Raw genomic sequence first — 21,234 nt, 5'->3', positions numbered from 1 at the left:
CTCCAGCATAGGGGTCAGCCGGGTTGCCGCCTCTGTGGTTCGGCGACTTCCCGCACATCGTCGACGAGCTGCTTCCATTCCGGCGGCATCTGCGACTCACCGAAGCGGACTCGCCCGTACCGGCTCTCGATGAGGTAGGCGAAACGGTCGGCCCCCGTCGTATGCGGCGCATCGGCACTCTGGCTGCTGTTCGACCAGGGAAGTTCGGCGATGCGCGGGCCCAGGTCATCACGCCGGGTGCTTGCGTCGATGTCGACGTCCCAGACGAGCAGCATCCCGCCGATCCCGCCCGAGCGTTCGACGAGCAGGTGCCCGAACCCCTCGGCCGGCTTCTCGTTCACCAGCTGCTCCCCTGGTTTCCGCGGGCCGAACCCGCGTGGGAGATGCCCACGGTCTCCCACCCGGACACGATCGCATCGTGAACGTCGGATCCGGCTCCGAACTGGTCGGCCGCCTCGGCGATGGTGAGTTCTGCGAACTCCGCGAATTCGGTGCGCTGCGTGATCTCAGTTCCTGTGAGGACGGAGTACCAGACCTGTCCGACGCTTTCCCAGGCCGGGCCGCCCACGGCGGTGGCAGCGAGCGCGAAGGCCCGGTTCGGGATCCCGGAGTTGAGGTGGACCCCGCCGTTGTCGGAATCGGTGGTGACGAAATCGTCCATATGCGCCGGCTGGGGATCCTTGCCGAGGACGTCGTCGTCATAGGCCGTGCCGGGTTCGATCATGGAGCGCAGAGCACGGCCGGTCACCTCGGGGGTGAAGATTCCGGCACCGATGAGCCAGTCGGCGTCCTCAGCATTCTGTCCCGCGTCGTGCTGCTGGGTCAGGGCGCCGAAGACATCGGCGCAGTGCTCGTTGAGCGCTCCCGGTTGGCCGAAGTACTCGAGGTCGGCGGTGTGGCTGATGACACCGTGGGAGAGCTCGTGGCCGATGATCGACAGCGAACCGGTGAACCCGGTGAACACTTCGTCGTCGCCGTCGCCGAAGACCATGAGGCGGCCGTCGAAGAAGGCGTTGTCGTAGTCCTTGCCATAGTGGACGCTGGCCATGAGCGGCATTCCCGCACCATCGAGCGAATCGCGCCCGAACACCTCGGAGAACAGCGAATACGAAGCACCGAGCCCGTCATAGGCTTCGTTGACCGGCTCATCGTCGACGGGCTCTTCGCCCTCGGAGCGGACGAGTTCGCCGGGCAGCACCTCGGTGTTCTGCGCATCGTGGACGAGGCGCTGCAGGCCCGCCGGAGCGGGTGGGGCGAGCGCGGATTCGTCTCTGCCGAGATCGGCCGGAGGGGTATAGCGCAGTCCGGCCAAGCGCAGGTTCCGACAGCTCTCGTCGGACATCCGGCAGCTGGCCGCGGCGGCCGCGGCCTTCGGAAATCGCTCGGTGCCGCGCTCGGCGATCGCATCGAGAAGGTAGGGCGGAACGACACTGTGAAATGGGACGACGCTCTGAGAAACCATGACTCCAGCGTGCCACTTTCAGAGACGAACCGATAGGGAACCCGGCGCATTCGCGGCGGACTCCGGCACATCTGCGCCGGGCTCCGACGTTCAGCCCGATCGACCTGGCCGCGTCGAGGCCTCAGCCGATGGCCTGAACATAATCCAAAGAAAGTATTGCAAAGACTTCTTTGCAAGCGTATCTTTGCACTATGAGCGAGGACACCGGACGCGACGCCACTCACGAGATCACCCATCCCGATGGCGTCCGTGAGATCAGCACCTCGGCCCTCAAGGGGCTGGCCCATCCCCTGCGGATGGCGATCTACGATGCCCTGTCCACGCAGGGTCCGCAGACGGCGACAGGCCTGGCCAAGCGCCTCGGCGAATCATCCGGGGCAACGAGCTACCACCTGCGTCAGCTCGCTCGGCACCAGCTCATCCGCGAGGTCGAGGGCGGACGGAGCGGGCGAGAGAAGTGGTGGGAGAGGATCCCCGGGGCCATGAAGGTGCCGGGCCCTGAGCGCGAACTCGACCCGTCGGCACGGACGGCTTCCTCCTATGTCAACCGAGAGTTCGTGCGCAATGCGCAGCGCAACTTCGAACACTTCATCGATGCCGCCTATGACGGCCAGCGGATGCCGAAGTCGTGGATCGCAGCCTCGGTCAGCGAGACGAGCAATCTGCGCCTGACGAAGGAACAACTCGCTGAGATCGCCGCCGAGTTCGAAAGGACCACTATGACCTTCATCAACAAGTACCGCGGCCGCAATGATCCGGGCTCCCGCCCGGTGCAGATCCAGTTCAACGCCTTCCCCCTGACCGATGGAGAGGAAACCCCATCATGAGCACTCTCACCGCACCCATCCGCCCACCTCTCGCCGATTTCGGCGGGGCATCTCATCAGCGCCGCATCGTCGAACGCACGGTCACCGTGACCCGGGAGCTCGTCGTCGACAGCGGCGAGGACACCCGCGCCAGGGCATCCGGCCTCGAGGGTCTGGTCCTGCGCCTGGCGCTGTGGCTCATTGAGCGTCGCCGCGTCCGGGCCCTGCACGTGCAGGTCGACTCCGCGGAGATGTCACGTCGGGTCGACCACGCCAAGCAGAGGCACATCGACCGCTATCACGGTCTGCCGTTCTGACGCACTCACCGGACGACCGCCTCGGCGGCGGACTTGCCGTTCTCGTCCAGTGGAGGGAACACGACGAGGGTGATGACGATGATGACCATGAAGAACGTCGTGAGGAACGTCGGGACCGGGATGATCGGGTCGAGAAGGACGAGCAGAGCGCAGGCCGGAACGACGGTGTTGACGACTCCGTTGGCGTTGGCGCGGATCGCGAGCACCCACACCCCGAGGACGAACACGGCGATCGGCACCGAGACCGTGAATGTCGCCAGCCCTCGGTCGAGGGCGCTGGCGCCGAGCTGCGAATCGGCTTCGACTCCGACTCCGGCAGAGAACGCCCCTGCCGCAGCGAAGATGAAATAGTGCCCGTAGCCGTACTTGAGCGATCCACCGAGGCTGCCGATCGCGCGGTGATGCGGCGGCCAGAAGTAGATCCACCACATCGAGGCGGTGACGGTCAGGCACAGGACGCCGAGGGAGACGAGCGGAACGATGTCCTCGACTTCGCCGAGGGCCTCGAAGATCGTGTTCGCCGAGGCCAGAAGGCTCTCACCGAGGACGATGATCGTGAAGCAGCCGTAGCGTTCGGTGATGTGGTCGGGGTGCCACGGCGTCGTGCCGCGCGTTTCCGCGATGACGGGCACCGCCACCTCGGCGAGGATGAGCACACCGACGCCCACAGCACTGGACACGGGATCATCGATGCCCAGCCATGCCACCCAGAGAACCTGGACGATGCCGATCCCTGCCGCATACACGATCGTCGTCCATCGCGCCCGACCGGCGCCGCGGGAGGCGCGCAGCCATTGCGAGATCATGATGATGCGCATGAGGACGTAGCCGGCGATGAGCAGCCGGAAGTCGCGGTCCTCGAAGACCGGCCCGATGCCGGCGGCGAGGATGAGCACCCCGCCCATCTGCACGATCGTGAGCACGCGGTAGAGCCAGTCATCGGTGTCGAACGAGGTCGCGAACCACGTGAAGTTCATCCACGCCCACCAGATCCCGAAGAACACGAGCAGATAGCTCACCACCCCGTCACCGAGGCGGCCGGCCGTGATCGTGTCATGCAGATGTGAGGACGCGATCGAAACGGCGATGACGAAGACGAGGTCGAAGAAGAGTTCGAGTGTGCTAGCGGCCCGACCCTCTTCGCCCGGGTCGCGCGGACGCATCGGGCTGAGGCGGAGTCGAGGTTCGGCTGAGTTCTGTGCGGTCATGCGGATCCTCAACGGTCGGACTGAGTGCTCGGACATTCTATGGCCGCCCAACCGTCTCCGCTATTCCGCCGCGCTGGCCCGCCCGGTGATCCGCATACCCACGGCCGCTCTCACCTCGGACTCCGCGACCACCTCACGCACACCCCAACTAGACTTGCCATGTGCTCAAACCCATCCTGTGGCCGGTCCTCGTGCCGTTCGCCCTCTTCGCCGTCGGCCTGGGTGCGATCATGCCGATCCTCGTGCTCGGGGCGCTCTCGCTGGGGTCGACACAGGCGTTCGCCGCCGCCATCGTCGGCATCATGGGGGCCGTGTCGCTTACGGCCACGGTGCCGGCGGGGATCCTCATCGACCGCCTCGGCGATTTTCGTGCGATGTTCGTGGCCACGATTGCGGCGATCATCGTTCTCGGCTCCATCGTCGCCGCCTTCATCTGGGATTCGCCGTACTCGCTGCTCATCTACACGCTCGCGCTCATGGTCTTCGGCCCGGTCTCCGATGTGTGGAGCCTGGCCCGGCAGGCCGTCGTCGCCGAGGTGATGCCACCGGCCGACCTCGCCAAGGCGATGACCGCGCTCGGCGGCACGCAGCGGGTCGGCAACCTCGTCGGACCGATGATCGGCGCCGGCCTCATGCTCGTCTTCCCGATCTGGTCCGTGTTCGTCTTCTCAGGCCTCACCGCCGTCGCCGCGATCGCGATCATGACCCTGCCGATCGCGCAGATCCCCGGTTTCGACGACCATCCCCACCGCGCCGAGGCGGCCCCGACCTCACGCGCGGACGATGACGTTCCCTCCCCCACCGATATTCCGAATCCCACCGAGGCGACCGACCCCGCCGCGGCGAACGATCCGGCACATGGTGACGTCGTCCCTCCTCGGCGGGGGAAGAAGAAGGATCGCCGGCCGCCGCTGGACGTGCGGTGGAAATCGGTCATCCTCACCGGCGTCACGATCATCGCACTGGCGGCGGCTCGCGCCGCCCAACCGGTCGTCGTCCAGCTGTGGGGCGTCGAGATCGGTCTGCACAAGTCCTCGATCTCGCTCATCATCGCCTTCGGCGCCGGACTCGAACTCATCGTCATGTTCCTCGGCGCGTACATCAAGGATCACCTCGGTCGGGTCGCGACCCTCGTCGCGTGCCTGTCCATCTTCGGCACCGGGTTCGTCATCATGGTCGCGAAACCGGATCTTGCCGGGATGGTCATCGCCGCCGCGGTCATGGCCTTCGGCAACGGCCTCGGCGCGGGAGTGAACATGACGATCGGCGCGGACCTCTCCCCCGCGGTCGGGCGGCCGCGGTTCCTCGGCATCTGGGCGATCTTCAACAACGGCGGCAAACTCGGCGGGCCGACGCTGCTGTCGCTCATCATCACCGTGACCACCCTGCGGTTCGGCGTGCTCTTCCCGGGACTGCTCGCCTTCCTCGGTGCGGTGTGGATCCTCATCTGGGCCCGTGAGGTCGGTCTGCCCGGAAGGCGGAGGCTCCTCGATCCGCCGCGCACGGACTGACTCGACGGACTAGGTTGGAGATGACCGATTCGACGATGTTCGGCTGACGGCCCGACGCTCGAGCCCGACGCTGAAGGCCAGAAGCGGCCGGCCCACGGCTGGGAGTCCGAACAGGATCAGGAGAGTCATCGATGGAAGCACTGGACGTCGGCGGATATGTGCTGGTGAGCCTGGCTGCGCTCGTCTTCCTCTTCCTCCAGTCGTGGTTCGCCGCCACCGTGGTCCGTCGCGTCGTCGGCGTTCCCACCGGCTGGCCGCGCACGCTCGCCGTCGGTCTCGTCATGAGCGCCGTCGTGGCCGTGACCGTCCAGTATCTCTACCGCGCCGGTACCGGGCAGAACGTCGACGGTCTCGACGTCTCCCCCGGAGTGGCGGTGCTGTTCATGGTGCTCGCCCTCGGGTGGATCTTCGCCCTGGGCGTCGGTGCCCTCGTCATGCTCGAAGCGGCCTTTCCGACCGGATCCCTGCCGAGCCCGCAGTCGCTGTTCTTCGGGTGGAAGTCCCGCCGTCGCCGCGGCCGCCGCTATGCCCAGGTCGTGTCCATCGCCGTGCGGCACGGGCTCGGCTCCCAGCTGCGCGGCTTCGGAGGGGATTCGCCGGGTCGCGACGTCAAGACCGCACGAGCGCTCAAGGAATCCCTCGCCGAGGCGGGGGTGACCTTCGTCAAGCTCGGACAGATGCTCTCGACCCGCAGAGACATCCTCCCGCCGGTGTTCGTCCGTGAGCTCGAAACCCTCCAGACCCAGGTCACACCCGAGCCCTGGTCGGTCATCGAACCGGCCATCGCCGAGCGGCTCGGTCGACCGATCGGAGAGGTGTTCGCACGGATCGGCTCCACGCCTCTGGCGGCCGCCTCGGTGGCGCAGGTCCATGAGGCGACCCTGCTCGACGGCACGGAAGTCATCGTCAAGGTGCAGCGGCCGAAGGCGCTCAATCAGGTCACTCAGGATCTCGACATCATCCTGCGGTTGGCGGGTTGGCTGAACAAGACCACGACCTGGGGCAGGGATCTGGGTGTGCAGTCGCTGGCCGCGGGATTCGCGAACACACTCGAGGAGGAGCTCGACTATCGGATCGAGCTGGACAATATGGCCAGCATCGAGGCCTCTCTCAAACGGTCGGGGAAGTTCGACGTCACCGTTCCGCACGGCTACCCGGGCCTCAGCGGCGAACGCCTGCTGGTCATGGATCGGCTGCCCGGACAGCCGGTCTCACGAGCGGGGGCACTGCTGACCGGGCTCAGCGACGCCGAACGGTCCCGGCTGGCCACCACACTGTTGGGTGCCACGCTCGAGCAGATCATCGGGGACGGGATCTTCCACGCCGATCTGCATGCCGGCAACATCTTCATCACTCCCGAGGGGAAGCTGGGGCTGCTCGACTTCGGTGCGGTCGGCCGACTCGATCCGGGCACACAGACTTCGCTGGGACTCATGCTCTACTCGATCGACCAGAACGACAGCGCCGGGGCCACCGACGCCCTCATCGAACTCCTCGGGCGTCCCGACGGACTCGACGATCGGGAGGTCGAACGGGCCGTCGGCGAACTCCTGCTGCGCTACGGCGGCGGCACCCGCGCGGCACAGGGGCAGAAGCTCTTCGATGATCTGTTCAATCTCGTGCTCGCGCACCGATTCTCCGTGCCGGCGCCGATCAGCGCCGCATTCCGGGCGATGGCCTCCGTGGAGGGTGCGCTGTTGACGATCGATCCGAACTTCGATGTCGTCGCCGTGTCCCGGCGGGAGGGCAACAGGCTCGTGAGGTCGAAGCTCAAGGGCACGAAGATCACCGATGAGCTGCAGCGTCGGGCCCTGCAGCTGATGCCGATGATCGACCGCATGCCGCGCCGGATCAACAAGATCACCGAGGATCTCGAGCACGGTCGGTTCTCGATGAACATGCGCGTGCTCGAGAACCCGTCCGACCGCAGCTTCCTCACCAGTCTGTTCCAACAGCTCATCGTGGCCGTCCTCGCCGGGGCCGCCGTGGTGGGAGCGATCATGCTCATCACCAGCGATGAGGGTCCGCTGCTGACGAAGGACATCCACCTGTACTCGTTCTTCGGCTTCGTGCTGCTCTTCGGCGGTTTCGTGCTGAGCATGCGCTCCCTCATGCTCGTGTTCCGACGCGACGGCCAGGCCTAGCCGGTCGCCCGACGGCGCAATGGCCGAAGCCAGCCAGTCGCCCGGCGGCTCGCTTCCGCCACTCGTCCGCACCGCTCGCTTCGGCCACTCGTCCGCCGTTAGTCCGCAGCACTCGCTTCCGCCGCTTGCCCGCAGCGCTCGGCCATTTCGGCTCCGCTGCCTCGTTCAAGGCTGAGCGCACTTTTCGCGCCGTGTACGCATCGATAGCCGCGCCTCGCCTTGAACGAGAGATGCCTGCGCTTGAACGAGTAGCTTGTGCTTGAACGAGCACGGCCAATAACCCCTGGGCCCGTCGCCATCGGCTATCCGCGCACAGAAAAAGCCCCGCGCTCACTGTTTCCAGCGATGCGCAGGGCTTTCCCGAGTGGAGCCCCCTGTCAGACTCGAACTGACGACCTTCGCTTTACAAGAGCGGTGCTCTACCAACTGAGCTAAGGAGGCGTGGTGCGCACCGAGCGTGCGCGCCTACACGATAGTAGTCCATGGCCGGCCCCGGCCACAAAACTGCGGTGCATGGAGAAAGCCGGACCCCACCTCGGCGGGATCCGGCCTACTCACACGGCGATGGCCGGGAGGAATCAGGCGATCAGCCCTTGAACTCTCCGGTGGCCTTGAGGATCTCGGTGGCCAGGGCCTGCGAGTCGCTGGTCTTGTCGGTGTGCTTGCCGTTGATGAGCACCCACGGGGTGGCTTCGACACCGTCGTCCAGAGCGGTCTGGCTCGACTGTTCGACGAACTTGTCGAAGGTGCGGTCCGTGACGCAGGACTTCACGGTCTGCTCGGGATCGGCCTTGAGCTTCTTCGAGGTGTCGACGCCGGCGTCCTCGGCCACCTTGAGCAGCTCCTCATCGGTGCGGCCCTCGGTGCCTTCCTCCGGCTGCTGAGCGTAGAGTGCGTCGAACAGGTCCATGGCGACCTCGGGCTGGCTGTCGACGACACAGGCGGCGAGGTTGGCGGCGCGGGTGGAGTACTCATTGCCGCTGGACATGCGGTCGAGGAACGACACCGGCTTGTAGTTGACGACGATCGACCCCTCGTTGGCGAGCTTGCGCAGCATGTCTGCATTGCCTTCCTCGAAGGCCTTGCAGCCGGGGCACTGGAAGTCGAGGTAGACGGTGACCGTGGCGGCGCCCTTCTTCGCACCCTCCTCGGTCGGAGCCGGCAGATCCGATTCCTCACCTTCCGGCATTTTCAGCGGCTGCACGAGCGTGTTGTCCTTGCCCACGGTGATTCCGTCGGAGACATAGTTCGCGGGACTGACAGCGGGTTTGCTCTGCTGGAATACGAGCACACCGACCACGGCGAGCACGGCGACGACGACCACTGCGATCCCGGTGTACAGGATCGTCTTCGCCGTCTTCTCCTTCTTCGCCTGATTCGCCGCGATCTGGCGGGCGTTCTCGCGTGCGCGGTTCCGCTTGTCGTCCGCGGAGTTGTTCTTCGCCATTGTTCCTCACGTTGGATCGTCTGACATCAGTGCGGCCTGTGGCCCGAACGGTGCGGGACGGCTTCCGCGACCCGACGGCACCACTGTACCGAAACAGGTGCTTCGCCGACTCCCAGAAACATTCAAGGTTCAACTACAACGTTCAACTACCTCGGGCTCTTCCGGCTATCAGTACGGATCGAATCGCACGGTCGCACGGTCGCGCAGTTGAACAGGTGCCCATGTGCCCATGTGCCCATGTGCCCATGTGCCCAGGCGCACGATCGCCCAGGCGAACTCCCACTTTCCCGCCCGCGCCGGACCAACCCGCCCACGCCCGGCCAACCGACCCGCACCACACCGAACAGTCAGTCCGACCTGCTCACACCGGTCCGGGCAGGTAGTCGAAGGGGTTGATCGTCAGCGGCCACCAGGACATGGCCGCCCCCGACTGGATGACCATGACGGCGAGGATGACGAGCAGCGCGATCACCGCCAAGGCGATGAGGCGCCCGAGCTGATTGCGAGTGGCTCCCGAGACGAGCAGACGTGAGCCGAATCGCAGGCTCGAGGCTCCCGGCCCGATCCACAGCACGAGCGAACCTGCGGCGCCGGCCGCCCACACAGACCATTGTTCGGACGACCCGCTGGGCACGATCCCGGCGATGTCGAGCCGGGTGAGCACGAGCGCGGCGGCGGCCGCGATCGCCGGCAGGATGAGCGAGGCCACCGATGTCAGGATCGAGGCCAGCACGGCCCCCGGCGCCGAGGCGAGCGCCCGGAAGAATCCGCCTGAATCGGTTCCGCGGTCGAACCGGTACCGCTGGACCTTCCGATCCAGACGTGTGCCGGTGCGGGCAAGCACGGACCAGATCAGCGCGACGACGCTGATGACCAGCGGGCCGAGCGGCATGACGGCGACGGCCAAGGCGACGAGTCCGAAGACGACCCAGCCGCCCGACTGCACTCGTCGGTATCCCATCGGCGTCCACGGCTGACCGCCGGGCTGCATCTGCTGGCCGCCCTGCTGCAGCGGCTGGCCGCCGGGGCCCATGTGCTGGCCGCCGGGACCGGACTGGTCGCCCCACTGTCCCTGGGCAACCTGGCCATGTTGTCCGCCGGGACCACCCGGTCCGACGAGGTTCTGTCCGTGACCGGGTTGGACGAAGCCAGAACGCCCGAGGTCGGCACCGGCCATCGGCGATCCCGGGCCCGCATGGATGCCGCCGTTGGGGTTGTTGATCGGTGGTGCGGTCGCCTGTTGCGGGGGCTGTCCGTGCATCTGCCCGGGACCGTAGCCCGATCCCTGGCTGGGCCCGACACCATGACCGGACCCGGCATGATTGGTCGGTCGGCTGGACCCGGGGTACTGCGGCTGCCCGCTGCCGGAAGGGCCGGCTCCCGGGTACCCCGTGCCCGCGCCCAAAGCCGCACCCCCGAGCGCTGCCCCAGCGGCTCCGGCACCACCGTGACCTGAACCGCCACCGCCGTGACCGCTGCCGCCGTCGTCGACGGCGGGCATGACTGCGGTTCCGCTCGATGTCCGCTGCGGACCACCCGAGCCGGCCCCGCCGCTGGGACCGGAACCGAGCTGCGGCATCCGCCCGGACTCGATGTCGACGAGGGCGTCGAGGATCATCTGCCCCGACGGACGACGTTCTGGTTTCGGATTGAGGCAGGCGGAGATGAGCGGAGCGAAGTTCTTCGGCGCCCCGTCGAGGTCGAATTTGCCCATGGCCACACGACCGAGCACGGCTTCCAAGGGTCCGGAGCCATAGGGGTTGCGGCCGGTGGCGGCGAACGCCATGGTCGCGGCCCATCCCCACCAGTCGGTCTTCTCACTCGAGGTCTTGCCGTCGGCGATCTCCGGGGAGAGATAGCCGGGGGTGCCCATGACCAGCCCGGTGGCGGTCACGCGCACTTCGTCGGCGACCTGGGCGATGCCGAAGTCGATGACCATCGGCTCGCCGTCCATGATCATCACGTTGGCGGGTTTGAGGTCGCGGTGGATGACTCCGGCGTCGTGGACGGCGTTGAGAGCATCGAGGAGGGCGTGGCCGAAGTGGACGAGCTCATCCTCGGCGAAGGGGCCGTTGTCGCGGACGTCATCGGACAGGGTCTGCCCGTCGACGAATTCGGTGATGATGAACGGCTGCGCGGAATCGAGTTCGGCGTCGAGCACCTCGGCGATGCGGGGATGGCGGATCCGGCGCAGGGTGCGGGTTTCGCGGGCGAGACGCTTCCTGGCGGTCTCGTCATTGGCGATATGCGGATGGAGGACCTTGACCGCGACCGGGTTGTTTCCGCCGTCGACACCGAGGTAGACGACACCCATGCCGCCCGAGCCGAGCTCCTCGATGAGGCGGTAGCCTCCCAGTTCCTGATCCATCACCTGGCCAAGCCTAGTCGAGCGAGTACAGTTCATTCCAAGGACCGACACAGGAAGGAGGCGCAGATGAGCACCGTCGACTCTGCCGAGCCCAGCACCGAGATCCCCTACGGCGACAGCGATTTCGTCGTCGTGGCAAACCGCCTGCCCGTCGACCGCGATCCCGACGACGCGAATCGCGGATGGCGCACCTCACCTGGGGGTTTGGTCACTGCGGTGGCTCCCGTGATGAAGGCCCAGGAGGGTGCCTGGATCGGGTGGACGGGCGTCGCCGACGAGGATTTCGAACCCTTCACCATCGACGGCATGCACCTGACTCCGGTGACTCTGACAAGTGAGGATGTCCTCAGGTACTACGAAGGGTTTTCCAACGCCACACTGTGGCCGCTCTATCACGATGTCATCGTCCCTCCCGAGTACCACCGCACCTGGTGGGATGCGTATGTTCGGGTCAATGAGCGCTTCGCGGCCAAGGTCGCCGAGGTGGCTGCGCAGTCCGCGACCGTGTGGGTTCACGATTATCAGCTCCAGTTGGTTCCGCAGATGGTCCGACGTCTGCGTCCTGACCTCGCGATCGGGTTCTTCAACCACATTCCTTTCCCGCCTTACGAGCTCTTCGCTCAGCTGCCGTGGCGCGACGAGATCCTCCGCGGGCTCCTCGGCGCCGATCTCATCGGGTTCCAACGGCCAGCGGACGCAGCGAACTTCCGCCGTGCCGTCCGCGGGCGTCTGGGATATGCGACGAAGGGGTCGACCGTCTCGGTCCCGCCGGGTGACTTCCTCCCGGCCCACCTCGTCCGCGCCGAATCGTTCCCGATCTCGATCGACACCCCTTATCTCGAGGAGCTCGCTCGCGATCCGAAGATCATCGAGCGGGCGAAGCAGATCCGCGAGGAGGTCGGCAATCCTCGGGTGGTCATGCTCGGCGTCGATCGGATGGACTATACGAAGGGCATCCGCCACCGGCTCAAGGCGTTCGGGGAGCTGCTCGCCGAGGGCCGACTCGGTGTCGAGGATGTCGTGCTCATTCAGATCGCGACCCCGTCGCGGGAGCGGCTCGAGCAGTACAAGATCATCCGTCACGACGTCGAGCTGGCCGTCGGGCGGATCAACGGTGAGCAGGTCGATGTCGGATCGATTCCCGTCCGGTACCTCCACCATTCCTATCCGCGCGATGAGATGACGGCGTTCTTCCTCGCCGCCGATGTCATGCTTGTGACCGCTCTGCGTGATGGGATGAACCTCGTCGCCAAGGAATATGTGGCGTGCCGAAGGCGAGACGACGGAGCCCTCGTGCTCTCCGAATTCACCGGGGCCGCCGAACAGCTCAAGGGCGCGGTGATGGTCAATCCCCACGACATCGCCGACCTCAAGGCGGGCATCCTCGAAGCCGTGCAGATGGACGAGAGGACTCGCACCCGCCGGATGAAGCAGATGCGCAAGAGGGTCGCCACGGACACCGTGAGCCGGTGGTCGAAGAACTTCCTTGCCGAACTCGAGCACATCAAGGACAATCCCGAGGTCATCGTCCCCGAACGGCCCGTGGTGCAGAAGAACCGGACCGCACCGCCGCCGGATGTGCCGGCGGCCCCATCAGATCGCGCCGACAGACCCGATGATGCCGAGTGGACAGACGATATCTCCACCGCCCGCTAGGAGAAGAACAGTGACATCGAAGCCGACCGTGCTCAGTCCTGCCCCCTCCGCCCCCGCCGAGGTGGCCCTGCGCGATCTCGCCACCGCCGATTCGTTGCTGCTGGCCCTGGATTTCGATGGGGTGCTCGCACCTCTTCAGGACGATCCGTCCACGTCCCAGATGGTCCCCGAATCGGCCTCGGCCATCGCGGGGCTTGCCGGTCTGCCGCGCACTCGGGTGGCGCTGGTGTCCGGACGCGATATCGCCACCCTGCGACGCCTGTCCGAGGCGCCGGACTCGGCGTGGCTGATCGGTTCGCACGGAGCTGAGGCCGAGCTCGGCAGCGACGCTGCTCGTAAGGGCACCTCCAGCCTGCTCCGGTCCCCCGAACTCACTCCGGCCGAGGCGGAGATGCTCGCCGCCATCGACACTCACCTCGACGCGTTCGAGCACACTCTTCCGGGCGCTGATGAACACCCCGGTTCGGCCGCGACGATGGGTTCGGCCGCGGCGATGGGCGCGGTCGACTCGGGCGATGCCGACGGCCCCTCGGATTTCCTCATCGAGCGCAAGCCCTATTCGCGGACGGTCCACACTCGCGGAATCGCTCCCGAGGCCGCCGCTGCCCTGCATGAACACGCCACCGAGGTGGTCGCGGAGTTCCCGGACATCCGTGTCATCGAAGGCCACGACATCACCGAACTCGCGGTGAAACAGGCGACGAAAGGCGATGGCATCCGGCTGCTCGCCCGTGCCGGCGAACCGACGGCAATGGGCTACCTCGGCGACGATGTCACCGATGAGGACGCCTTCGCGGCCATTGACGAACTCACGGACTCCCGCGCTCTGAACGCTGGTCTCACCGTCAAGGTCGGGTCCGCCCCGACTCGCGCTTCATGGCGGATCGCCGATCCTGCGGCCGTGGCCGAACTGCTCGGCCGCCTCGTTGCCGAACGCGCGGAATTCCTCCGCACAGTCCACGGCTGAGGTCGAGCCGCCTCGCCGAAGATGATCCGGTTCGCGACCGGCATCGGACCGCCTCTGCGCACTCCGGTCGATCCGACTCACCGGTCGGATCCACGTCACGGCAGGACCGCCTCGGCGAGAATGAATGTGATCGAAACCCGAGATCAGCGGCGCTGCGGGGGCACAGCGCTGGCCCGGAGGACGAGGTCAGGGTCAACCGTGTAGTCGACATGTACGCGCACGTCACCGGCGGCGATCATCGCGCGGATCTCGTCGATCGCCGACTGCGCCACGGTCGCCCAATCGTAGACGACCTGCGACAGGGGCGGTTGGACGACATCGGCGTCGGGGACGTCGCCGACCGTGAGCAGGGACAGGTCCCTGGGCACGTCGAGTCGCAGCCGCTGGGCGGCCTCGAGCATGCCGAAGGACAGGGACGGGGCGCAGGCGATGACGGCGGTGCAGCGCAGATCGAGCAGCTCCTCGGCGGCAGCGACTCCGGCCATGGCTCCGCCGGCAGCCTCGACGACGGGGGCCTGATCACGGGTGGCGGGAATGTGGAGGATTCCTGCCATCGATCTGCGGAAGCCGGCGATGCGGGCCGGGGCAGCCGAATCGCGCAGCACGGCGAGTCCGATGCGCTTGTGGCCGAGGTGGACGAGGTGGGCCACGGCGGTCTCGATTCCGCCGGTCGCGTCGAGGTAGATGCGCGAGATCCCGTCGTCGTGGCGGGCATTCGAAATGCGGATGAGCGGCAGCCCGCGTTCGGCGAGCATCCCCGCAAGCACACCGGCGGCACCGCCGCCGACGACGATGGCTCCAGAGATCGTGGGCCCGCCGTGTTCGCTGCCGAGGATCGTCTCGAGGAGGGCCTCATTGCGTTCGGCGATGGCCTCGATGTGGACGACGGCGATGCCGAGTCCGTACATCCGGTTCGTCAGGATCTCCACCAGCCGCGAATACGGGTCGACGTTGCCCGCTGACACCGCGGGTTTGATGAGCGCGATGAGCGACGAGGCGGCGCCTGCACCGGGTCCTCCCCCGGCACCTGATCTTTCCCGTGCCCCGGATTCGACGTATGGGGCCTGCCCGGCAGCGCCGAGGATCGCCAGCGCCTGCCGCACCTTCGCCAACGAGGCGGCCGACACCGATTCGGGATCACGCAGGGCTCGTGAGGCGGTGGCTTTCGAGACTCCTGCGGTGCCGGCGATCTCGGCGAGACGGACGTGCCGGTGCTCGGGCAGGTGTTCGCTCATCGGCGAGCCGCCGTCGTCGAGGTCCGGGCGACGAGTCGAGGACGGAACACCGGAGGAACCGACGGCAGACCCGTCGTCGAGATCCGCAGGGTCTGCAACGTCGCATCGATGAGGGCATTCGACAGCCCTTCGACGTCGAGGCCGAGCACCGTGGCCGGCGGGCCCGTGAACTTCATCGTCGGGGAATCGCCGAACCCGACGACCGACATGTCCCGCGGCACCTGCAGATGCCGATTCCGCAGACCGTGGAGAGCACCGTGCAGCTGCAGCGCGGACTGCACGATCACCGCCGTGCAGGTCGCGTCCTTGAGCTCGAGCACCGCACGCGACCCACCGGAGAACGACTTCGGCACCCGTGAGATCCAGTCCTCGATGTCGAGACCCAAGTTCCGGGCCGGATGCTCGGCGAGGAAGCGGCGGATCAGCTGGACGGCCAGCTCACCGCTGTCATTGCAGATCAGCCCGATCCTCCGGTGGCCGATCGCCCGCAGATGCTCGAAGGCCGTGGTCATCCCACCGCCGAGGTCGAGGCGCGCGGCGATGACATCGGCGTTGCCGGGCCCGGCCGATCCCGGCCCAACCGATCCTGTCCCGGTCGACCCCGCCACCGAAACGTCCATCCCGGGCCTGTCGGCCTCCTCGGTGGCGGACTGTTCGGCGACGCGGATGCAGGGGATCTCCGTATTCAGACTCGTCATCGTCGTGGTCACCAGGGCCACGGCGCCCGCGTCGATCGCGGTCTGCAGCGGTTCCGGGTCGGTCTCGACGAGCGGGCGGGTGACGAGGAGATCATGATCCTGCAGGGCCTTGGCCACGCGGGTGCAGACCTGGACCTGCCAATGTTCGGGATTGCCGGGAGCGCTGACGGCCACGAGCCGCCTCGGCGCATCATGGAGCAGGGTCGAGCGCGAATAGCCGAGCTCGCTCATCGCCTCCAGCACCTTCGCCCGTGTCGATTCGGCGACGGCACCGCGGCGACCGAGCACCCGGGAGACCGTGGCCAGGGAGACTCCGGCCCGGGCGGCGACCTCGTCCAACGTGACCTTCATACGAGTCAGTCTACTTTCGCGCCGTGGTCTGCGTCGGCGCATCCGGCGGGGTGGACGCCGCGGTATGCGTCGGCGCACAGCCATCGTGCTGAGAATCACTCTACGCTTTGTCGAATTCACAGAGCACCCCAACCATCCACCCCTTAGGATGAGAGTGACTGAGCATCCCTGCCGGGTCACCGACGACCAGCTGCTCACGGAGTTATTCAGAAGTTTTAGGAGGACTTATGTCAACGGTGTCGTTGAATGGCCTCAGTCATGTCTACGAGAACACGACGTCCGAATCCGTTCACCCTTTCAATCTCTTCGTCGATGACGGTGAGTTCCTCGTCCTCTACGGCCCCACTGCCTCGGGCAAGTCGACGATCCTGCGGATGCTCCACGGACTGGAGACCCCGAAGTCCGGAACGATCCTCATCGACGGCGCGGACATCACCCACGCCGCCGTCAACGACCGCGATGTCACCCTGGCGCTGGAGAGCTACGCGCTCTACCCGCATATGAGTGTGCGCGACAATCTCGGCTTCGCGCTGCGCGTCGACGGCCTGCCCGCCGACGAGATCACCGAACGCGTCGAATCCGTGATGGACAAGATCGGGCTGAGCGACATCCTCGATTCGGTTCCCGGCGACCTCACCCAGCTGCAGCGCCAGACCGTGGCCCTGGCGCGTGCCGTGGTGCGCCGGCCCAAGGTGCTCATCATGGACGAGCCCGTGGTCAATCTCGTCCCCGAGCAGCAGGCTGAGACACTTGCGCTCATCAAGCAGCTGCAGCAGGAATTCGGACTGACGACGATCTACGCCACCTCCGACCTCGAGGATGCGAAGGTCCTCGGCGACCGGATCGCCTTCCTCGATCACGGACGGCTCATCGGCGTGGAGACACCCGACCTCGCCGAGGCGCTCGTGGCCTCGGTCTCCGACACGGACTCCTGAGCCGTGTCGGGAACCCTGCCTCCGCCGGACCCGTCAGCACAGGCTTCACCGTCGGCGACGAAGCCGAATGGCGCTGCCACGCCGGTCGGCGCGGCCGTTCCCACACCGGAGATCCACACTGTCCGCAACGCCGATCATGCGGCCCTGGCCAAACTCCCCTGGCACCTGCCCCTGGCCGAGTGGCCGGAGACGCTCCTCGGCGGTCTGCCCCGCGGAATCTCCCGCCACGTCGTGCGCTATGTCGAGATCGGAGACGAAGTGCTCGCGATCAAGGAAACCGACGACGCGCAGGCCACGCGTGAGTTCGACATCCTCGGCGCGCTCGGCAACCTCGACGTCCCCCTCGTCGAGGCCCGCGCCGTCGTCGGAGGTCGCAGGACCGCATCGGGTCAGCCACTCAAGGGCGCTCTCATCACCGCCTATCTCGAGTTCTCTCTGCCCTACCGCGCACTGTTCTCCCGGGACCTGGCCGAGGACACCGGCGGCCGCCTCGTCGACGCTCTGGCCGTTCTGCTCGTCCGCCTCCACCTCGTCGGCTTCTACTGGGGAGACGTGTCCCTGTCGAACACGCTCTTCCGCCGCGATGCCGATGCCTACGCCGCCTACGTCGTCGACGCCGAGACCGGCGAGCTGCACGACCAGCTCTCCGACGGGCAGCGGAATATGGACCTGCGGATCGCGCGGATGAACATCGCCGGAGACTTCCTCGATCTGCAGGCCGCGGGCCTCGTCGCCCCCGAGACTGATCCGCTGGCGGCCGGTGAGCGGCTCTGCGAGTCGTACAACGCGCTGTGGGCGGAGCTGACCCGGGTCGAGGAATTCAGCGTCAACGAACGCTGGCGCATCGACGAACGCATCCGTCGCCTCAACGACCTGGGCTTCGATCTCGGCGAACTGACCGTGACGACCGATATCGACGGCATCAGCCTCCTTGTGTCCCCGAAGGTCGTCGAGCCCAACCACCACTCACGGCGTCTGCTGCGCCTGACCGGGATCGGCGCGAACGAGAACCAGGCCCGAGCGATGCTCAACGACCTCGATTCGTTCCGCTCGGCTCCCGAGATCGCCGAATTCGACGAACTCGACGAATCCCAAGCCGCCCGCCGCTGGCTCGACGAGGTGTACAAACCCCTCATCCAGGCGATCCCGGAGAACCTCACCCGCAAGCTCGAACCCGGGCAGATCTTCTACGAATTCGCCGAGCACCGCCGCACCATGGCGCGCGCCCGCCAGCGCGACATCCCCACGATGGAGGCCATCGCCTACTTCATCGTCGACTACCTGGCGAACCTCCCCGACGAGATCCGCTACGTCGACAGCAAAAAATTCTGACACCCTCCCCGAGGCGGCCCTGACCTCACAGATATCCCCTGTTCGCATCGGGTTGGCGCATCGGGCAGCCGCCTCCGGCGGGAGCCCTGACCTCAGCCGATGTTCCACAAGGTGAAACGGGGACGGCGGGGCCGCCTCGGCGGGCATACCTTTGAAGTCCACGGAGCGACACCGGTGTCGCTCCGGAACCGAACCCCGCCCGGAAGGATTCCCGATGTCGACGAACGAGCCGATGCCCACGAACGAGAACAACCCGTCGATCCCGTCCCTGTTCGACCTCAGCGGGCGCACGGCCGTCGTCGTCGGGGCCGGCTCCGGGCTGGGGCAGGCCAGCGCGATCGGGCTCGCCGATGCGGGGGCGCACGTCGTCGTCGCCGACCTCAACCTCACCGGCGCCGAGGAGACCGCCGCCCTCATCTCCGCTCGCGGCAGCGGGTCGGCCGCCCACTCATCGGCACAGGGAACGGCTGCGGACGGATCGGCCGCGTCGGGAACGGACGGAAATGCCACGGCCGTCGCCGTCGACATCACGGACACGGCCTCCGTCGATGCCCTCGTGGACGCCTGGGCCGACGCCGAGATCCTCGTCATCACACCGGGAGCGAACGTACGCAAACGCCTCGTCGACACCACCGATGACGAATTCGATCGGGTCATCGATATCAACCTCAAGGGCACGTACCGGTTGATGCGCGGCTTCGGCCGTGAGATGGGTGAGCGCGGTCGCGGATCGATCGTCACCTACGCGTCGTTCCGGGCGCTGGCCATCGAACCCGGCCAGGGAATCTATGCGGCCGCGAAAGCCGGTGTCGTACAGCTGACGAAGACGATGGCCAGCGAGCTCGGGGGCAGGGGCGTGCGGGTCAATGCGATCCTGCCCGGCCCCTTCGACACTCCCCTGACCCAGCAGATCAAGGCCGACGGGAAATGGTGGGACGCGTATGCGGACAAGACCGCCCTGGGCCGCTGGGGTCGCCTGCACGAGATCGCCGGTCCCGTTCTGTTCCTCGCCTCGGACGCCTCGAGCTATGTCACCGGGCACTCGCAGCTCGTCGACGGCGGCTGGATGGCCCAGGACGGCCGGTTCACCCCCGACGTGTGAGCGCGGCGGCTTCCTGGCGGCTGGAGCGGCTCGTCATCCCTGACATCGCGACCGTGGCGACGGATCGCCGCCGAAGACGTGTGAGATAGGCGACGCTGCGGGTTTGTCTTGCCAGTGATCACGCGGAGGCCCGGCGAGACAATATTCATGAGTATGCAAGAATATTCAGATGACCGTTTCGCACACTCCGCCCACCCCTCCGGCGCACACTCCCACAGGAGTGCTGCGGCAGCTGGGGCGACGCAAGTCGATCAGCGCCATGACCGCCGAGGCCCACACCGATGCGCAGTCCGCGCAGCAGGGTGGACTGCGGCGGACCTTCGGTGTCTTCCAGCTGACGATGATCAGCGTCGGTGCCACCTTGGGCACGGGAATCCTCGTCATCCTCGGCGAGGCGGTGCCGGTGGCCGGCCCCGCCGTGTGGCTTGCCTTCGTTCTCGCCGGAATCACCGCGCTGCTGTCGGCGGTCAGCTACGCCGAGATGGCCGGAATGGTGCCGGTGTCCGGGTCGAGCTACTCGTATTCCTACGCCACCCTGGGTGAGGGCGTCGCGTGGGTCTGCGGCTGGTGTCTCGTTCTCGAATACGCGGTCTCGGTCGCGGCGGTCGCCGTCGGCGCCGCCGACTACGTCAACGAGACCCTGCGCGTCTTCGGCCTCGAGCTGCCCGCATCGCTGACCGCGGGGCCCGGAGTGGCGGACTATCCCGGCGGCGTCATTAATGTCTCTGCCCTCATCGTCGTGGCCTTGGCGACCGTGCTGCTCATGCGCGGCGCCCGCGAATCCGGTGTCGTCAACACGATTCTCGTGTTCGTCAAGATCGGCATCCTCGTCTTCTTCGCCATCGTCGCGTTCACCGCGTTCAAGGCCGGCAACTTCGCGCCGATGCTGCCGATGGGTGCCGCCGGTGTCACTGCGGCCGCATCCAGCGTGTTCTTCTCCTATATCGGCTTCGATGCCGCGTCCACGGCCGGTGAGGAAGCGAAGAATCCGCGCCGGGATCTGCCGCGGGCGATCATCTTCTCGATGCTCATCGTCACCTCGATGTATGTCCTCGTCGCCGTCGCAGCGATCGGTGCACGGCAGTGGCAGTGGTTCGACGGCGCTCACGCCCCGCTGGTCCAGATCGTCGAGGAGATCACCGGGTCGAATATCGCGGTGCTGCTTTTCGCGGTGGCCGCGGTGCTCGCGATCTTCTCCGTCGTCATCACCGTGCTCTACGGTCAGTCGCGGATCCTGCTGACGATGGCCAGGGACGGAATGGTGCCGAAGATCTTCGGCCGCGTCTCCCAGCGCACCGGCACTCCGTTGGTCGGCACTCTCATCGTCGGCGGCCTCGTGGCCATCACGGCGGCGTTCATTCCGCTCGGCGAACTCGCCGACGCCACGAGCATCGGCACCCTGTTCGCGTTCTGCCTCGTCAACATCGCCGTCATCTACCTGCGGTTCAAACGCCCGGACCTCGAGCGCTCATTCAAGGTTCCGTTCGGGCCGGTCGTGCCCGCGCTGGGTGCCGTGGCGTGTGCGTTCCTCATGGTCAACCTCGGCGGGCGGACATGGATCGTCTTCGGAGCGTGGATGGCCGTCGGCGCGATCGTCTACTTCACCTACAGCCGCCGCCACTCGACGGTCGGGGCCATGGACGAGGCAACGTACCGCACCACCCTCTAATTACTACCTGACGGCGGCCCAGCAAC

Annotated in this window: 17 protein-coding genes and 1 tRNA gene; 10 read left to right on the top strand and 8 right to left on the bottom strand. The window is 66.7% G+C overall.

Features of this window, described 5'->3' with window-relative positions; translation table 11 throughout:
- Positions 1–14: 14 nt before the first annotated feature.
- Complete coding sequence (locus ACSBQT_RS12745; protein ID WP_435001885.1) at positions 15–341, bottom strand: protealysin inhibitor emfourin; 327 nt, start codon at positions 339–341, stop codon at positions 15–17.
- Positions 338–1,462 (bottom strand): M4 family metallopeptidase, encoded by a 1,125-nt coding sequence (locus ACSBQT_RS12740; protein WP_435001884.1) that lies wholly within the window; start codon positions 1,460–1,462, stop codon positions 338–340. The genes ACSBQT_RS12745 and ACSBQT_RS12740 overlap by 4 nt, the downstream gene beginning before the upstream one ends.
- A gap of 191 nt (positions 1,463–1,653) precedes the next feature.
- On the opposite strand from ACSBQT_RS12740, the gene ACSBQT_RS12735 reads away from it, so the two are divergent.
- Together ACSBQT_RS12735 and ACSBQT_RS12730 are read left to right on the top strand one after the other, a co-directional pair.
- Complete coding sequence (locus tag ACSBQT_RS12735) at positions 1,654–2,289, top strand: ArsR/SmtB family transcription factor (protein ID WP_435001883.1); 636 nt, start codon at positions 1,654–1,656, stop codon at positions 2,287–2,289.
- Positions 2,286–2,585, top strand: coding sequence for a hypothetical protein (locus ACSBQT_RS12730; RefSeq protein WP_410708746.1), 300 nt, complete (start codon positions 2,286–2,288; stop codon positions 2,583–2,585). The genes ACSBQT_RS12735 and ACSBQT_RS12730 overlap by 4 nt, the downstream gene beginning before the upstream one ends.
- Positions 2,586–2,590: 5 nt before the next feature.
- On the opposite strand, the gene ACSBQT_RS12725 is transcribed toward ACSBQT_RS12730, so the two are convergent.
- Positions 2,591–3,793, bottom strand: coding sequence for a low temperature requirement protein A (locus ACSBQT_RS12725; RefSeq protein ID WP_435001882.1), 1,203 nt, complete (start codon positions 3,791–3,793; stop codon positions 2,591–2,593).
- Positions 3,794–3,954: 161 nt separating this feature from the next.
- Here ACSBQT_RS12725 and ACSBQT_RS12720 point away from each other — a divergent pair, with 161 nt between their 5' ends.
- Together ACSBQT_RS12720 and ACSBQT_RS12715 are read left to right on the top strand one after the other, a co-directional pair.
- Positions 3,955–5,304 carry an MFS transporter gene (locus ACSBQT_RS12720; RefSeq protein WP_410708747.1) on the top strand — a complete coding sequence of 450 codons (1,350 nt, stop codon included), beginning with the start codon at positions 3,955–3,957 and terminating at the stop codon, positions 5,302–5,304.
- A 131-nt stretch (positions 5,305–5,435) separates the two neighbouring features.
- On the top strand, positions 5,436–7,448 hold the full coding sequence (locus ACSBQT_RS12715; protein WP_410708749.1) for an ABC1 kinase family protein: 2,013 nt from the start codon (positions 5,436–5,438) through the stop codon (positions 7,446–7,448).
- A 365-nt stretch (positions 7,449–7,813) separates the two neighbouring features.
- Here ACSBQT_RS12715 and ACSBQT_RS12710 read toward each other — a convergent pair.
- The 3 genes from ACSBQT_RS12710 to ACSBQT_RS12700 all read right to left on the bottom strand — a co-directional run bounded on the left by ACSBQT_RS12710 (position 7,814) and on the right by ACSBQT_RS12700 (position 11,263).
- Positions 7,814–7,889: transfer RNA gene (locus ACSBQT_RS12710), tRNA-Thr, on the bottom strand.
- A 145-nt stretch (positions 7,890–8,034) separates the two neighbouring features.
- Positions 8,035–8,895, bottom strand: coding sequence for a DsbA family protein (locus tag ACSBQT_RS12705; RefSeq protein ID WP_435001881.1), 861 nt, complete (start codon positions 8,893–8,895; stop codon positions 8,035–8,037).
- Positions 8,896–9,256: 361 nt separating this feature from the next.
- Entirely contained in the window at positions 9,257–11,263 is a 2,007-nt protein-coding gene (locus ACSBQT_RS12700) for a serine/threonine-protein kinase (RefSeq protein ID WP_435001880.1), read from the bottom strand.
- Positions 11,264–11,329: 66 nt separating this feature from the next.
- Here ACSBQT_RS12700 and ACSBQT_RS12695 point away from each other — a divergent pair, with 66 nt between their 5' ends.
- Positions 11,330–12,919, top strand: a complete 1,590-nt coding sequence (locus tag ACSBQT_RS12695) for an alpha,alpha-trehalose-phosphate synthase (UDP-forming) (RefSeq protein WP_435001879.1) — start codon at positions 11,330–11,332, stop codon at positions 12,917–12,919.
- 10 nt (positions 12,920–12,929) lie between these two features.
- Complete coding sequence (locus tag ACSBQT_RS12690) at positions 12,930–13,886, top strand: trehalose-phosphatase (RefSeq protein WP_435001878.1); 957 nt, start codon at positions 12,930–12,932, stop codon at positions 13,884–13,886.
- Between the two features lie 143 nt (positions 13,887–14,029).
- Here the strand turns inward: ACSBQT_RS12690 and ACSBQT_RS12685 are convergent, their stop codons facing one another.
- The gene (locus tag ACSBQT_RS12685) at positions 14,030–15,121 is read right to left on the bottom strand and encodes a substrate-binding domain-containing protein (protein ID WP_435001877.1); all 1,092 of its coding nucleotides are present in this window, start codon (positions 15,119–15,121) and stop codon (positions 14,030–14,032) included.
- Positions 15,118–16,170 carry a LacI family DNA-binding transcriptional regulator gene (locus ACSBQT_RS12680; RefSeq protein ID WP_410708755.1) on the bottom strand — a complete coding sequence of 351 codons (1,053 nt, stop codon included), beginning with the start codon at positions 16,168–16,170 and terminating at the stop codon, positions 15,118–15,120. Before ACSBQT_RS12680 ends, ACSBQT_RS12685 begins: the two co-directional genes overlap by 4 nt.
- Positions 16,171–16,397: 227 nt before the next feature.
- Here ACSBQT_RS12680 and ACSBQT_RS12675 point away from each other — a divergent pair, with 227 nt between their 5' ends.
- From ACSBQT_RS12675 to ACSBQT_RS12660, 4 genes are all read left to right on the top strand, one after another.
- Entirely contained in the window at positions 16,398–17,105 is a 708-nt protein-coding gene (locus ACSBQT_RS12675; RefSeq protein WP_376907192.1) for an ABC transporter ATP-binding protein, read from the top strand.
- Between the two features lie 3 nt (positions 17,106–17,108).
- A complete protein-coding gene (locus ACSBQT_RS12670) occupies positions 17,109–18,437 on the top strand; it encodes a DUF4032 domain-containing protein (protein WP_435001876.1) in 1,329 nt (442 codons plus the stop codon).
- Positions 18,438–18,651: 214 nt separating this feature from the next.
- Positions 18,652–19,539 (top strand): SDR family NAD(P)-dependent oxidoreductase, encoded by an 888-nt coding sequence (locus tag ACSBQT_RS12665; protein ID WP_435001875.1) that lies wholly within the window; start codon positions 18,652–18,654, stop codon positions 19,537–19,539.
- A gap of 169 nt (positions 19,540–19,708) precedes the next feature.
- Entirely contained in the window at positions 19,709–21,208 is a 1,500-nt protein-coding gene (locus ACSBQT_RS12660; RefSeq protein ID WP_435001874.1) for an amino acid permease, read from the top strand.
- The last annotated feature ends 26 nt before the right edge of the window (positions 21,209–21,234 follow it).

It is taken from the genome of Brevibacterium sp. H602 (assembly GCF_051172395.1).
Classification (GTDB): Bacteria; Actinomycetota; Actinomycetes; order Actinomycetales; family Brevibacteriaceae; genus Brevibacterium.
The sequence above is the reverse complement of the archived record's forward strand: the minus strand, read 5'-3'. Positions and strand labels throughout refer to the sequence as shown.

Bases quoted from the DNA above. Each gene is read 5' to 3' on its own strand.
- ACSBQT_RS12705 (WP_435001881.1), bottom strand. From the start codon at position 8,895: ATGGCGAAGAACAACTCCGCGGACGACAAGCGGAACCGCGCACGCGAG.
- ACSBQT_RS12725 (WP_435001882.1), bottom strand. From the start codon at position 3,793: ATGACCGCACAGAACTCAGCCGAACCTCGACTCCGCCTCAGCCCGATG.
- ACSBQT_RS12740 (WP_435001884.1), bottom strand. From the start codon at position 1,462: ATGGTTTCTCAGAGCGTCGTCCCATTTCACAGTGTCGTTCCGCCCTAC.
- ACSBQT_RS12695 (WP_435001879.1), top strand. From the start codon at position 11,330: ATGAGCACCGTCGACTCTGCCGAGCCCAGCACCGAGATCCCCTACGGC.
- ACSBQT_RS12715 (WP_410708749.1), top strand. From the start codon at position 5,436: ATGGAAGCACTGGACGTCGGCGGATATGTGCTGGTGAGCCTGGCTGCG.
- ACSBQT_RS12665 (WP_435001875.1), top strand. From the start codon at position 18,652: ATGTCGACGAACGAGCCGATGCCCACGAACGAGAACAACCCGTCGATC.
- ACSBQT_RS12700 (WP_435001880.1), bottom strand. From the start codon at position 11,263: ATGGATCAGGAACTGGGAGGCTACCGCCTCATCGAGGAGCTCGGCTCG.
- ACSBQT_RS12685 (WP_435001877.1), bottom strand. From the start codon at position 15,121: ATGAGCGAACACCTGCCCGAGCACCGGCACGTCCGTCTCGCCGAGATC.
- ACSBQT_RS12680 (WP_410708755.1), bottom strand. From the start codon at position 16,170: ATGAAGGTCACGTTGGACGAGGTCGCCGCCCGGGCCGGAGTCTCCCTG.
- ACSBQT_RS12675 (WP_376907192.1), top strand. From the start codon at position 16,398: ATGTCAACGGTGTCGTTGAATGGCCTCAGTCATGTCTACGAGAACACG.
- ACSBQT_RS12730 (WP_410708746.1), top strand. From the start codon at position 2,286: ATGAGCACTCTCACCGCACCCATCCGCCCACCTCTCGCCGATTTCGGC.
- ACSBQT_RS12735 (WP_435001883.1), top strand. From the start codon at position 1,654: ATGAGCGAGGACACCGGACGCGACGCCACTCACGAGATCACCCATCCC.
- ACSBQT_RS12660 (WP_435001874.1), top strand. From the start codon at position 19,709: ATGACCGTTTCGCACACTCCGCCCACCCCTCCGGCGCACACTCCCACA.